Source organism: Acidobacteriota bacterium (genome assembly GCA_016184105.1).
Classification (GTDB): domain Bacteria; phylum Acidobacteriota; class Vicinamibacteria; order Vicinamibacterales; family 2-12-FULL-66-21; genus JACPDI01.
Genome location: JACPDI010000052.1, coordinates 1 through 13,008, shown reverse-complemented (window position 1 = coordinate 13,008; position 13,008 = coordinate 1). Strand labels below are relative to the sequence as shown.

The 13,008-nt window shown below is 68.5% G+C and carries 15 protein-coding genes; 7 read left to right on the top strand and 8 right to left on the bottom strand.

Going from position 1 to position 13,008, the window contains the following annotated elements; all coding sequences use genetic code 11:
* Position 1 precedes the first annotated feature (1 nt).
* The 3 genes from HYU53_17510 to HYU53_17500 are packed head-to-tail and all read right to left on the bottom strand — an operon-like array spanning position 2 to position 2,028.
* On the bottom strand, positions 2-532 hold the full coding sequence (locus tag HYU53_17510) for a DUF4390 domain-containing protein (protein MBI2222989.1): 531 nt from the start codon (positions 530-532) through the stop codon (positions 2-4).
* Positions 533-991 carry a transcriptional repressor NrdR gene (gene nrdR / locus HYU53_17505; GenBank protein MBI2222988.1) on the bottom strand — a complete coding sequence of 153 codons (459 nt, stop codon included), beginning with the start codon at positions 989-991 and terminating at the stop codon, positions 533-535.
* The gene (locus HYU53_17500; protein ID MBI2222987.1) at positions 988-2,028 is read right to left on the bottom strand and encodes a flippase-like domain-containing protein; all 1,041 of its coding nucleotides are present in this window, start codon (positions 2,026-2,028) and stop codon (positions 988-990) included. Before HYU53_17500 ends, nrdR begins: the two co-directional genes overlap by 4 nt.
* 92 nt (positions 2,029-2,120) lie before the next feature.
* On the opposite strand from HYU53_17500, the gene HYU53_17495 reads away from it, so the two are divergent.
* The 5 genes from HYU53_17495 (at position 2,121) to groL (ending at position 6,656) form a co-directional block, all read left to right on the top strand.
* Positions 2,121-3,206, top strand: coding sequence for a DUF4097 family beta strand repeat protein (locus tag HYU53_17495; protein ID MBI2222986.1), 1,086 nt, complete (start codon positions 2,121-2,123; stop codon positions 3,204-3,206).
* Between the two features lie 126 nt (positions 3,207-3,332).
* Positions 3,333-4,241, top strand: coding sequence for a phosphoribosylaminoimidazolesuccinocarboxamide synthase (locus tag HYU53_17490; protein MBI2222985.1), 909 nt, complete (start codon positions 3,333-3,335; stop codon positions 4,239-4,241).
* 13 nt (positions 4,242-4,254) lie between these two features.
* Entirely contained in the window at positions 4,255-4,470 is a 216-nt protein-coding gene (locus HYU53_17485) for a histidine kinase (protein ID MBI2222984.1), read from the top strand.
* 159 nt (positions 4,471-4,629) lie between these two features.
* Positions 4,630-4,941, top strand: a complete 312-nt coding sequence (gene groES / locus HYU53_17480) for a co-chaperone GroES (protein ID MBI2222983.1) — start codon at positions 4,630-4,632, stop codon at positions 4,939-4,941.
* 89 nt (positions 4,942-5,030) lie between these two features.
* The gene (gene groL, locus HYU53_17475; GenBank protein MBI2222982.1) at positions 5,031-6,656 is read left to right on the top strand and encodes a chaperonin GroEL; all 1,626 of its coding nucleotides are present in this window, start codon (positions 5,031-5,033) and stop codon (positions 6,654-6,656) included.
* A gap of 126 nt (positions 6,657-6,782) precedes the next feature.
* On the opposite strand, the gene HYU53_17470 is transcribed toward groL, so the two are convergent.
* The 3 genes from HYU53_17470 to HYU53_17460 form a co-directional block, all read right to left on the bottom strand.
* Complete coding sequence (locus HYU53_17470) at positions 6,783-7,652, bottom strand: TonB family protein (protein MBI2222981.1); 870 nt, start codon at positions 7,650-7,652, stop codon at positions 6,783-6,785.
* Positions 7,653-7,813: 161 nt separating this feature from the next.
* Positions 7,814-8,269: a hypothetical protein gene (locus HYU53_17465; protein ID MBI2222980.1), complete on the bottom strand. Its 456-nt coding sequence runs from the start codon at positions 8,267-8,269 to the stop codon at positions 7,814-7,816.
* A 5-nt stretch (positions 8,270-8,274) separates the two neighbouring features.
* A complete protein-coding gene (locus tag HYU53_17460) occupies positions 8,275-8,754 on the bottom strand; it encodes a hypothetical protein (GenBank protein MBI2222979.1) in 480 nt (159 codons plus the stop codon).
* Between the two features lie 25 nt (positions 8,755-8,779).
* On the opposite strand from HYU53_17460, the gene HYU53_17455 reads away from it, so the two are divergent.
* Entirely contained in the window at positions 8,780-9,973 is a 1,194-nt protein-coding gene (locus HYU53_17455) for an NAD(P)/FAD-dependent oxidoreductase (protein ID MBI2222978.1), read from the top strand.
* Between the two features lie 98 nt (positions 9,974-10,071).
* Here HYU53_17455 and HYU53_17450 read toward each other — a convergent pair whose 3' ends face one another.
* Positions 10,072-10,932 carry a VWA domain-containing protein gene (locus HYU53_17450; GenBank protein MBI2222977.1) on the bottom strand — a complete coding sequence of 287 codons (861 nt, stop codon included), beginning with the start codon at positions 10,930-10,932 and terminating at the stop codon, positions 10,072-10,074.
* Between the two features lie 10 nt (positions 10,933-10,942).
* Here HYU53_17450 and tatA point away from each other — a divergent pair, with 10 nt between their 5' ends.
* On the top strand, positions 10,943-11,104 hold the full coding sequence (tatA, locus tag HYU53_17445) for a twin-arginine translocase TatA/TatE family subunit (protein ID MBI2222976.1): 162 nt from the start codon (positions 10,943-10,945) through the stop codon (positions 11,102-11,104).
* A 30-nt stretch (positions 11,105-11,134) separates the two neighbouring features.
* On the opposite strand, the gene selB is transcribed toward tatA, so the two are convergent.
* Positions 11,135-13,008 (bottom strand): selenocysteine-specific translation elongation factor (gene selB, locus HYU53_17440; GenBank protein MBI2222975.1); only part of this gene is annotated, 1,874 nt, incomplete at its 5' end.

The window sequence follows — 13,008 nt, the reverse complement described above, 5'->3', positions numbered from 1 at the left end:
CTCAGGGAATGAACGTGAACTTGGCCAGCCCCGCCGCCTCGTGCCGGCCGAACGGCCACGGCAGCCCGCCGCGCCGCGGGCGCGTCCGCGCGCGGACCCGCAGCGAATACTCCGCGTTGGCCTCCAGGCGCTCGGTGCTGAACAGCGGCATCCGCTCGAACGAGGTCAGCCACCGGCGCACCTCCGCCTCGCTGTCGAACACCTCGGAACCTTCCACGCGGCCGTCCTGCGCGCGCGTGACGTGGTAGCGGCGCGTCAGGTTGTCGTAGCGGACCGTTGCCGTCAGCACCGTCGCGGCAATCGTTCTCGCGAACCAGAAGGGCCCGCCGCGGCGCAGCTCCACGTCGTAGCTGAAGCTGGTCTCGAGCCCGCTCCGGATCGCGTCGCGCATGTCCTCGGAGAACGCCTCGGTCATCGAGAACGACACGTAGATTCGCCCGTCGCGCGGCACCGGGCGCACGCGGATGTCCTGGCCCGCGGCGGCCTGCGCGGTCGCGGCGACGAGCACGCACGAGAGCACGGCTTCTCGCATCTACTTCTCCGGGTTGAGCAGGTCCTTCAACTCGCTCATGAACTCGCCGATGTCGCGGAAGTGCCGGTAGACGGACGCGAACCGCACGTACGCCACCTTGTCGAGCCCCTTCAGCTCCTGCATGACGAACGCGCCGATTTCGTCGGTGGACATCTCCTTCTCCGGGCGATCCTGCAGCGTCGCCTCGACGCGGTCGGCGATCGCCTCGAGCGACGACACGCTGACCGGGCGCTTCTCGCACGCCTTGAGCAGCCCGGCGATCAGCTTCTGCCGCTCGAAGCGCTCGCGGCGCCCGTCTTTCTTGATCACCATGTACGGGATCTCGTCGATCCGCTCGTAGCTGGTGAACCGCCGCCCGCACTCCAGGCACTCGCGGCGGCGACGGATCACTTCCCCTTCTTTCGACTCGCGGGAGTCGACGACCTTGTCCCCGAGGTTGCCGCAGAACGGGCACTTCATGCGTCAGCTCCGAGTGATTCCGCGTGCCCGGCGTGTCCCGCCAGGCTCCGCATGCGGCCGAGCGAAAGGCCCTCGTGCGCCATCAGCGCGATGCCGGCCACCGAAACGGGCACGAACGAGATCGCGTGGAGTACGATCGCGGCGCCAACCGCCTGCTCCTCCGTCGCCCCGTAAAACGCGGTGACGCCGATGCGGAACGCGGCGTGGAAGCCGCCGATCGCCCCCGGCGTGGGCACCGCCACGCCCACCACCAGCAGGCTCATGACGAGGAACGATCCTGTCAAGGGCAACGTAATATGAAATGCCCGCGCCGCGAGCCAGATTCCCGCGGCAATCGACATCCAGAGCGGCACGGAGATGGCCATCGCCCGCGCCAGCTCGGAGGGCATCCTGAGCACCGCCATCCCCGCGGCGAAGCGGGCGACGAGCCGCTCGAGCACCGAGACCATGCGCGCCGGCAGCCAGCGCTCGAGCCGGCCCGCCGCGCGGCCAAGCCGCTCCGGGTGCCCCGCGAGCACGGCCAGCCCGGCGAGCCCCACGACCGCCGTCACCGCGGCGCCGCCCGCCCCCACGCGAATGGCCGCAAACGTGCGCGCATCGGTCACGGCCAGGCCGGGATCGAAGAACAGCAGAAAGGCGCTGAACAGCAGGAGGACCGTGACGAGGTCCAGCAGTCGCTCGAGCACGATGGTCGCGAAGGCGGCGGCCGTGCTGAATCCCTCGCGGCGGGCCAGCAGATACGGGCGGATAATCTCGCCGGCCCGGGCCGGCAACAGCGCGGAGGCCGCAAACCCGATAATCGTGGCGCGCAGCGCAGGCGCGTACGGGGCGCGGCCAATCGGCCGGAGCAGGTATTGCCAGCGCCACGCGCGGAGCGCATAGGTGGCGGCCGTAAACAACAACGAGGCGAGCAGCAGGCCGGGATCGGCGCGCCGCATCTCGGCCCACACGCCCGCAAGGTCGGCGTTGCGAACGAAAAACGCCAGGAGGCCGGCCGTAAGCAGGAGGATGAGCGCGGTACGGACGCGGACTGTCATCTATTGATGGGATTACAATCGTTCGCTGGAATCTGGATTTTGGCGACCGCCCGATTCCTCGCAACTCTACTACAGAAATAGCCGCCAAGTCTATGGGTAAACGCGAGTTAGTCCTCATCCTGGCGTTCGTCTTCCTGGGGACGATCCTCTACCAGGCCACGGCGCCTCCCAAACCTGAGGGACGCGGTTTCTCGCTGCGCGGCATGATTGACAACATCCGCCGCGAAGTGGGGGCGCGGCACGAGTATCTCGCAGACGAACGCACGCAGGCGATTCCAATCGGCGCCGGCATCGCCGAAGTGCGCCTCGTGGGACCGGGCGACTTGCGGATCGAGGGAACCGACGGCGCGCAAGCCATCGCGACGCTCCAGGTCTACTCCACCGGCCTCGACGAGAACGAGGCTCGCGCGCTTGGCAAGAAGACCGTCCTCAAGACGAGCGGCGCCGGCGACCTGCTGTCGCTCGAAATGTCCTACCCGCGCGAAGGACGCCAGCGCGCGATGATGACGATCAGGCTGCCTCGGCGCCTGCGGGTCCGCGTGTCGCGCGTCAGCCGCCTCGAGGCCCGGAATCTCGGAGGCGTGGAGTTGGACAACACGCGCGGACCCGCCACCGTGTCGGCGATCGCCGGGATCGTGCGCGGCACGCACAACGGCGGCGAGCTGACACTCGAACACGTGAAGGCGATCGATCTCGCCGCCCGCCGATCGGAGATGACGATCGCGGGCGTGGATGGCCCCGTGCGGCTCGACCTGACGGGGGGAACGTGCCGCGCCCGCGACATCGCCGGGGATTTCGACGTGGATGGCAACCGCGTGGATCTCGATATCGAGGGGCTTGCCGGTACTCTGACCGCCGACCTCTCGCAGGGCAGCATCGAAGTGACGCGGTTGGCGAAGCAGGCGCGCGTGGACGCCCGCGGAACGGAAATCAGGATCGCGCTGGAAAGACCGGTGCCGATCAGCGCAATCACGACCGACGAGGACGTCAACGTTCGGCTGCCCGAGCACGGGGGCTTCACGCTCGACGCCACCGTGGAAAACGGCGAGATCCGCCTGCCCGAGCGGGCGCCGGCGCCCGCGCGCACCGGACAGACCACCATCGCACAGGGCGCGATCCGCGGCGGCGGCCCCACGCTCTCGCTCCGCACGACGCACGGAGATATCGTGGTGAGATGAAAGACGCAGGCACTTGAAAGGTAGTGTCCTTTTGCCTTGAAGTCCGTGAGCTCCACGTGAGCTCCACGTGCTGCTTGACGTGAAGGCCGCGCCTCTGTAGCATGGCCTCTCTTTCATCGAGGCGTCGTGCTCTCCGCTGCTCCGCTCATACACACTTCTTATTCAGGGCTGTCGCTCTTCCGTCGCGGCAAGGTACGCGACGTGTACGAGGTCGGCGATCAACTGTTGATCGTTGCCACCGATCGGATCTCCGCATTCGACTACGTGCTCGGTTCCGGGATTCCGGACAAGGGCAAGGTTCTGAACCAGCTGTCGGCCTTCTGGTTCGGCCACCTGGCGCGTGTCGTGCCGAACCACCTGATCTCGATCGAGGTGGATCGGTTTCCGGCCGTGTTCAAGCCGCACGCCGCGGAACTGCGCGGCCGCGCGATGCTGGTGCGACGGACCGAGCCGCTGCCACTCGAGTGCGTGGCCCGCGGCTACCTGTCGGGGTCCGGCTGGAAGGAGTACCAGCAGAGCGGCAGCGTGTGCGGGATCAAGCTGCCGGCGGGGCTCCGCGAGTCGGACCGGCTGCCTGAGCCGATCTTCACCCCCGCCACGAAGGCGGATACCGGGCACGACATCAACATCAGCGAAGCCGACGCGGCCGCCATCGTCGGGCGCGAGCTGCTGGGGCGGCTGCGCGAGTTGACGCTCGAGCTGTATCGCCAGGGGGTGGCGCACGCCGAGTCGCGCGGCATCATCATCGCCGACACGAAGTTCGAATTCGGGCTGGCCGGCGGCGACGGCCCCGACCACCTCGTCCTGATCGACGAGGTGTTAACCCCAGACTCTTCGCGGTTCTGGCCGAAGTCGGCGTACGTGCCGGGCCGGGGGCAACCCAGCTTCGACAAGCAATTCGTCCGCGATTACCTCGAACAGATTCAGTGGAACAAGCAGCCCCCCGTCCCGTCGCTCCCTGACGACGTCGTGCTGCGCACGCGCGAAAAGTATCTCGAGGCCCACCGGTTGCTGTCCGGGCGGGAGATCAAGTAGTCCAGGAGCGCCTGTGCGCGACCAGTTGGAGAAGCTCGTCCAGGAAATGCTCGACCGCGGCATCCTCTACGAGGATGCCAGGCGGGAATTCGAGCGCGTCTTCATCTCCAAGGCCCTGGCCCGGTCCAAGGGCAACCTCTGCAAGGCGGCGGACGTTCTCGGCCTCCACCGCAACACCATGACCCGCAAGGTCACGGAGTACCGGATCAAGCGGAAGGGCGCCGCCTAAGGTTCAGGAAGCCCCCGTTAGCAGTTGACACCCTCGACTGCTGACATATAATTAGCAGTCGGCCCCATTGACTGCTAACCCTGCAGGGGGGCCACCTTTTGACCGGCGCGAGCCGCAACGTTTTTAACAACAACCTCTATTTGGTGGGGGGAACCAGAGATGGCGACCACTGCGACAAAGCTGAAGGTGAGACCGCTTCACGACCGCATCATCGTGCAGCGGCTCGAGGAGTCGGAACAGAAAGTCGGCGGGATCATCATCCCTGACACGGCCAAGGAAAAGCCGCAGCAGGGGCGGGTGATGGCCGTCGGCAAGGGGCGCGTCGAGAAGGACGGCAAGATCACGCCGCTCGACGTGAAGGAAGGGGACACGGTGCTGTTCGGCAAGTACTCCGGCCAGGAGATCAAGCTGGATGGCGACGAGTACCTGATCATGCGCGAGGAAGAGGTCCTCGGCGTCATCGAGAAGTAAAAGCCTGAACAGGGTTCAGGATTCAGGGTTTAGGCTTCAGGCACGTGTAGCCGCCGGCCTTCAGGCCGGCGCACGGAGGGTTTGACGCAATGGCGAAGCAGATTGTGTACGGAGAGGACTCGCGCCAGGCGATCCTGCGCGGCGTGAACGCCCTTGCCGACGCGGTGAAGGTGACGCTTGGGCCGAAGGGACGCAACGTCGTCCTTGACAAGAAGTTCGGCTCGCCGACCATCACCAAGGACGGCGTGACGGTGGCGAAGGAAATCGAGCTGAAGGACACGCTCGAGAACATGGGCGCGCAGATGGTGCGCGAGGTCGCGAGCAAGACATCGGATATCGCCGGTGACGGCACCACGACGGCGACCGTGCTGGCGCAGGCGATCTATCGCGAGGGGGCGAAGAACGTCGCCGCCGGCGCGAACCCGATGGAACTGAAGCGCGGCATCGAGAAGGCCGTCGAAGTGCTCGTCGAAGAGCTGAAGAAGCAGGCCAAGCCGGTGAGCGGCCAGGCGATCGCGCAGGTCGGGACGATCTCGGCGAACAGCGACGAGACGATCGGCAGGATCATCGCCGAAGCGATGGACAAGGTCGGCAAGGACGGGGTGATCACGGTCGAGGAAGCCAAGAGCATGGAGACCTCGCTCGAGGTCGTCGAAGGCATGCAGTTCGACCGCGGCTATCTCTCGCCGTACTTCGTGACCGATCCCGAGCGCATGGAAGTGGTGCTCGAGAACCCGTTCATCCTGATCCACGAGAAGAAGATCAGCTCGATGAAGGACCTGCTGCCGCTGCTCGAGCAGGTGGCGCGCGCGGGGCGGCCGCTCGTCATCGTCGCGGAGGACGTGGACGGTGAGGCGCTGGCCACGCTCGTCGTCAACAAGCTGCGGGGCACGCTGCAGGCCGCCGCGGTCAAGGCGCCGGGCTTCGGCGATCGCCGCAAGGCGATGCTCGAAGACATCGCCACGCTGACCGGCGGCAAGGCGGTCACCGAGGATCTCGGCATCAAGCTCGAGAACGTCCGCGTGGAGGACCTCGGCAAGGCGAAGAAGGTCGTCATCGACAAGGACAACACGACGATCGTCGAGGGCGGCGGTGCGCAGGGCGCGATCGAGGGGCGCGTCAAGGTGATCCGCCACCAGATCGACGAGACGACGTCGGACTACGATCGCGAGAAGCTGCAGGGGCGCCTCGCGAAGCTCGTGGGCGGCGTTGCCGTCATCAAGGTCGGCGCGGCCACCGAGACCGAGATGAAAGAGAAGAAGGCGCGCGTCGAGGACGCGATGCACGCGACCAAGGCGGCCGTCGAAGAGGGGATCGTCCCGGGCGGCGGCGTGGCGCTGATTCGCGCGTCGAAGGCGCTCGACAACCTCAAGGCCGAAGGGGACCAGCTGGTCGGGATCAAGCTGATTCACAAGGCGGTCGAAGCACCGCTCCGCTGGATCGCCACCAACGCCGGCCAGGAAGGCTCCATCGTCGTTCAGAAGGTGAAGGACGCGAAGGGCGAAGAGGGCTACAACGCGGCGTCCGACAAGTACGAGAACCTGGTGTCGGCTGGCGTCATCGACCCGGTGAAGGTCGTGCGCACGGCGCTCCAGAACGCCTCGTCGATCGCGTCGCTCCTGCTCACGACCGAAGCGATGGTTTCGGAGATTCCGGAAGAGAAGAAGGAAGCTCCGATGCCGGGCGCGGGCGGCGGCATGGGTGGGATGTATTAGTCGGAGGCCAGGTACCAGAGGTCAGGTACCAGGTACGACGAAACGAAAGCACAACGGAAAAGGCCCGGCAGGATTCTGCCGGGCCTTTTCTGTTGTACCTGGCCTCCGGTACCTCGCCTCTGGCACCTAGCGCAACGTGAACGTCAGCTCGATGGTCACGAGCACCGCGACCGGCTTGCCGAGGCGCGTGCCCGGAGCGAAGCGCCACTGTTTGACCGCTTCGATGGCCTTCTGATCGAGGCCGAAGGTGCGATCCAGCGAGCGCGTGACGTGCACCTCGCCCACCGTGCCGTCCGGCATCACCACCGCCTCCATCTCGACGACACCCTGGACCTTGGCGCGCATCGCGTCAGCGGTGTACTGCGGCTTGACCTCGTTGATGATCCGCGGGATTTCGACGCCGCTGCCGGGGCGGTAATACCCGCCGCCCGTCCCCCCGCCGAACCCTTCGCCCAGGCCGCTGCCCTGCCCCGATCCGCTGCCGGTCCCCGAGCCCGTGCCCGCTCCGCCACCGGAACCGGTGCCCTGCGAGGCAGTCGGCGCCGGTAGTCCTTCGAGGGTGCCGGGAAGCGTGGCGAGGGCGGAGGCCATCGTTTGGGCCGGAATGTTGAGGGTCGGCTCGGGCTTCGGCTCGTCCTTCGGCTTTTCGGGCGGCGTGAGGTCAGGCTTCTTGTCGACCGGGACGCTCAGCTTTTCCTTGCCAGGGACCTCGAGCTTCTGGACAGGCGCCGGGTTCTGGTTCCCCCCACCGCCGCCACCGCCGCCTGGTCCGGGTGTGGTCAGCCACACAATCTGGTCTGGATTGGTGGGCCGGAAGACCTGTGTCGATTCGGGCGGCGGCAACCGCGAGATGATGACGGCCAGGATCGCGCCGCCCACATGCACGAGGAACGAGGCACTCAGCGCGCCGAGCCGTCTCTCTCGCGGCACGACGAAGAGCTGACGCTCATTCAGAAAGCCCTGCGGCCTCTGTCCCGCGTCTGCTTGGAGGGCCACCGCTGTCATTCTCCACGAGCCTCGAACGAGGCGCAACTGCAAAAGCGATACCTGAGCCGAAATGCCGCGTTTTCTGGCGAATCCACGCCGACACCGTCCTCAATCGACGGCAAGGCGGGTGACACTTACGCCGGGCGTCGCGAAACGGCGGCCCGTGAAGGTTAGACGCGGCCGGCCCAGGTACCGATCGCGGCGTTGCCGCCGCCGTAGGCGTGCAGCGTCGCGAGGGCATCGGAGGCGCGTCCCTCGCTGGACACACCCACCAGGACACCGCCGCGCGCGACGAGTCTCTCGAATATGACGCCGTCGTGCGGCTGAAAGCCGGCATGGCGCGCGCTCGCGGCCAGTCCGAGCGTGGCGAGGCCATTTTCACCGGCGTTGAGCGCCGCGATCAGCGGTCCCTGGAGGACCGCCTGGCCGACATTCTTGACTTCGCCGATCGACGGGCGCCCGCCGAACACGCGTTGCACGAGGCCGTCTGCCTCCGGAGACGCGATGGTGATCAGGGAGAGCGACGAGAGCGAAAAATGATGGCGCACGAGCGCCTCGATGCCTTTTTCCGCCGAGGCGACGTCCTTGAACACGCCAATCGTGAAACGATCCGTGGCCAGGTCCATTGGGGTCAGTCTTTCCAGTCCGCGACGGTGACTTCTGTCCCGCCGCTCCGTTCGAGCGCCTGGCACACACGCGGGACGAGCGTGGCGTCCCCCACGTGCGCGCCCAAGAGGATCGCGCCCCCCTCGACCGCCCGCTCGTAGCGGTCGGCGCGATCGGTCGATACGCCGGCACCCGACAGGATGGCGCTCAGATCCCCCGCGACATGCCCGGCGGCCTCGCCCATCCCCGCGGCAAGCGGCCCCGACGCGACGATGGGGCCGACGCCCGGCAACACGAGCGCCATCGCGGCGAGCAGGTGCGCGCTCAATTCGCCGAATCGCGCGGCGAGGCGCGAGTCCTCGATATCCGCGCCGGGCGTGGCGCCGATATTGCGCGCCACCACCGACAGCTGCTGGGCCGGAAGGCCCAGCTCGCGGGCGGCACGGGCGCCCAGCGCGGCGCCGTCGGCGCTCTGGTAGAGCGCGAGTACCAATGGATGCGACATCCGACCTCGTTAGAATAACACCGCGGTGCCGTACGACGTAGCAGTAGTGGGCGGCGGTCCGGCAGGGGCGCGCGTGGCGTGGCGCCTGGCGCGCGCCGGCGCGCACGTGGCGCTCGTCGATGGCAGCCACCCGCGCGAGAAACCGTGCGGCGGCGGTGTGACAGGCCGGGCGCTGCGGCTCGTTTCCGCGCAGCTTTCGGGGGCACCGGTGCCACACGGCGTAGCGGTCGAGCGCGCCGTGTTCGTGCAGAACGGTGCGCGCGCCGTGGTGAGCCTGCCGGCTTCCCCGCCGCCGGCCCACGGGACCGCCGTGACGTCCGGGACGGCGCTGATCATTTTCCCGCGCGCGGATTTCGACGGGCGGCTTTACGACAGTGCTGTCGCGGCAGGCGCCGCCCCCGTGCACGAGCGCGCGCGTGATGTGGAGGCGACATCCACCGGCGCGCGCGTGCGGCTGGAACGCGGTGCCGCGATCGAGGCGCGGTGGATCGTGGGCGCCGACGGCGCGAACAGCCTGGTGCGGCGCCGCCTGCTGGCGCCGTTCAGCCGCGCGGAACTGTCGATCGCGACCGGCTTTTTCGTGCACGGGCCGACGTCGCGGGACATCATCGTCGAATTCGAGAGCCGTCCGGCCGGATACCTCTGGTCGTTTCCGCGCGCGGATCACCTCGCGGTCGGCATCTGCGCGCAGGCCGATCGGTCCACGGCGGCCGAACTGCGCGCGGTGGCGAGTCGATGGATCGCACGCGAGCGTTTCGAGGGAACCCCCGAGCCGTACAGCTGGCCCATCCCGTCACTCTCTGCCAGGGCGATCGAGCAGCAGCGCCCTGCGGGGCACGGCTGGCTCCTTGTCGGCGATGCGGCAGGGCTGGTCGATCCGATCACGCGCGAGGGCATCTTTTTCGCCCTGCAGTCGGCCGACCTGGCCGCCGATGCGATTCTCGGCGGACGCGATGTGCCCGCACGTTTCCGCGAATCGCTCGGCGACGAGATCCTGCCGGAGCTCGCGCGCGCGGCCGCCCTCAAGGATGGGTTCTTTCAGCCCAGGTTGACCGGTCTGCTGATTCACGCACTCCGGGCGAGCCCGAAGATCGGCGCCGTGATGGCGGACCTCGTCGCGGGCGAACAGCCGTACCGCACGCTGGCGCGCCGGCTGCTGCGCACCTTCGAGTTCGGGTTGGCCCTTGAACTCGCGCGGCTCAGACGCGCGCGGCGGTAGCGGCACCTTCTCACCGCAGAAGGCGCTGAACGCGCGGAACGGCCTGGGGCCGACTCAAAAGACGTTTTTGCGACTTCCGTGGGTTCTGCGGTGAAGAGTTAGTGCACCAGATAGCCGTCGCGGGCGCGGACTTGCAGGCCTGGTTTCCTCACCCGCACGGTGATGGCGCGCCACTCGCCCCTGTCGTCGAGCGGGCGCGTCGGCGTGTAGCCAAGGAGGTACTGGTGTCGCAGCTCCTCGGCGATCTCCCGCAGTGCCTGCGGCAAGGCGCGCGCGTCGCGCAGATGAGCGGAGCGGCCGCCGGTCAGGGCGGCGAGTTCGGAGAAGAGCGGCGGCCGCCGCGCGCTGATCGCGATGGGATAGATGAGCACGTCGGCGTTGCGCGCCCGCGCGAGCGCGTCGCCGGCGCTTGCCTCGCTGTAGCGATCGTCGCCGTCCGACAGCAGCACGAGCGCGCGGCGCCCGCGCGCCGGCTGGATCGCGTTCAGCGCTTCGATGATCGCGTCGTGGAGCGACGTCGTGCCCCAGCGATCGAGCCCGTCCACCGCCCGGTACTGCGCGCGACGATCCGTTGAGAGCGGCGCCAGCGCCTCGATCTCGCTGCCGATCGCGATCACCATCGCTTCGTCTGCCGGCCGCAGCGCGCCGAGGAGGATGCGCGCGGCGCTCTTGGCGGCGGCCAGCCGCTCCGCCCCCATGCTGAAACTCCGGTCGATGGCCACGGCAGCGGCCAGCGGAAACTCACCGCGAGTGAACGCCGTCACCTGCTGCCGCAGGCCGTCCTCGAGGACATCGAAGTCCTCGCGCCCGAGGTTCGTCACGACGTTCCCGCGCTCGTCGGTCACCGTGGCGTAGACCTCGACCAGGTTCACCTGCGTGGCGAACTGCGGCCCGGCGGCGGAGGCGCCACCGAACGACAGCGCCGCCAGCACGGCCGTTGGTGCTACAATCGCCCGCAAGGAGTTCCCTATGTTCGGCCGCCTCGGCTTGCCCGAGATGCTCATCATCCTCTTCATCATCATCCTGATCTTCGGCGCGAACCGCCTGCCGGAGATCGGCAGGGGGATCGGAAGGGGCATCCGGAACTTCAAGGACGCCACGAAGGACGGCGCGCGCAAAGACGACGCCTGAGGCCGGCCGTCTGGTCGGTCCCGCCCCGCATCAGAGAATAACGCGTGTGTCCCCCACGCGTCGCGTCACGCGTTCCCGGTCGAGGTACTCCAGCAGCGGGATCGCGAATTTGCGCGAGACCCCGAACGTCTCCTTGAAGGACCCGACATCGACTTGTGCCGGCTGACTCCCGGACTTGAGCGCCAGCACGTCGCGCTTCAGCCTCGCGAGCGCATCGCCGTGGAAGAGCAGGCCTTCCACGCGGACGAGCACGCGCTGCCGCGTCAACAGCTTCACCACGCGATCGACCAGGGCCGTGTCGAGCCCGAGCGAGGTCGCAACGTCCGCGGCTGACGCCGGCGTGAGCGCCGCGCGGCGAAACGCGCTCTCGATGGCGTCGCGCGCGCGCTGTTCCTCGGGAGACAGCTCGACCCGGTGCGTGGCCAGCGCCACGCGATCACGGCCGGCAATCTTTCCGCCGGCTGCAAGCTCGTCGAGGACGGCGTCGAAGACGGCGTCGGCCGCGCGCGAGAAGCGGCGCGTGCGCAGTTCCTCGCGGGGCAGCCCCTCGGAAAGCGGCTGGGCGCGGTGGTGCTCCTCCAGGTCCGCGAGCACGTCACGAGCGAGCTCGTCGAGAACGCGCGCCGCCACGACAACCGGGCCGAGATCGCGCGCAACGCCCTCGGCTTCCAGCGCTCGCACGAGCGGGCCCACCTCACGATGTGCCACGCCGCTCCGGGCGGCGAGCGCCGAACGCGGCAGCCCCGCTCCCCCGGCTTCTTCGATCAGCGCCGCGGCAACACGCTTCGCGCCCACCGCCTCGTCGATCGCGGCCATCCGCCGGCGTCCCGCCTCCGTGCGCGTGCCGCCCCGCGGAGGAGACGGATCGAGCACCGCGCCTCCGGCGATTGTGACGGGGGGGGAATACGCGCGCAGGATGAACCGGTCTCCACGTGCGAGCACGGTCGGCGACTCGAGGCGGATCCGGATATGCCCGCGCTCCCCAGGCGCGAGTTCGGCTCCCGACGCGAGCGTCACGCGTCCGAGCAGCTCGGCGGTCCCGTGGTGAAATCGCACGCGCGCGCCATGGCGCAACGGCTTTGCCGACGGCAGGAGGTCCAGCACCGCGTCCGCGCGTCGCGTCGGCTCGAGCGCGCCCGGCGTGATGAGTGTCTCGCCGCGCGTGAGCTCCGCGACCTCGACGCCGCCCAGGTTCGCGGCGACCCGATGCCCGGCGCGCACGACGCTCGCGGCCCGCCCGTGCACCTGCAAGCCGCGCACTTTCACGCGGCGCCCCGCCGGCGCGACGACAAGCTCGTCGTCCTGGCGCAGCTGCCCGGACACGAGCGTGCCGGTGACCACCGTGCCGAAGCCCTTCATTGAAAACACGCGGTCGATCGGAAGCCGTACGGCCTCGCCGGAGGCGGCGCCTTCACGCCCGCCGCGCAGCATCGCCAGCGCGCGCCGCAGCGCGTCGAGTCCCGCTCCGGTTGTCGCCGAAACGGGAATGACGGGCGCGCCGGCGAGAAACGTGTCCGCCACCAGCTCGCGCGCTTCGAGCGTGGCGAGCTCCAGCGTGTCGGCATCGACCAGGTCGGACTTGGTGAGCGCGATGACGCCTGAGGGAATGCGCAGCAGCCGGCAGATGTCGAAATGCTCGCGCGTCTGCGGCATCACCGATTCGTCGGCCGCGATGACGAGCAGCACGGCGTCGATCCCCCCGATGCCGGCGAGCATGTTCTTGACGAACCGTTCGTGCCCGGGCACGTCCACGAACGCGATGTGGACGTCGTCCACCTCCGCGTGCGCGAACCCGAGGTCGATCGTGATGCCGCGCGCTTTTTCCTCCTTCAGCCGGTCGGGATCGATCCCGGTGAGCGCGCGAACGAGCGTGCTCTTGCCGTGATCGATGTGCCCGGCGGTGC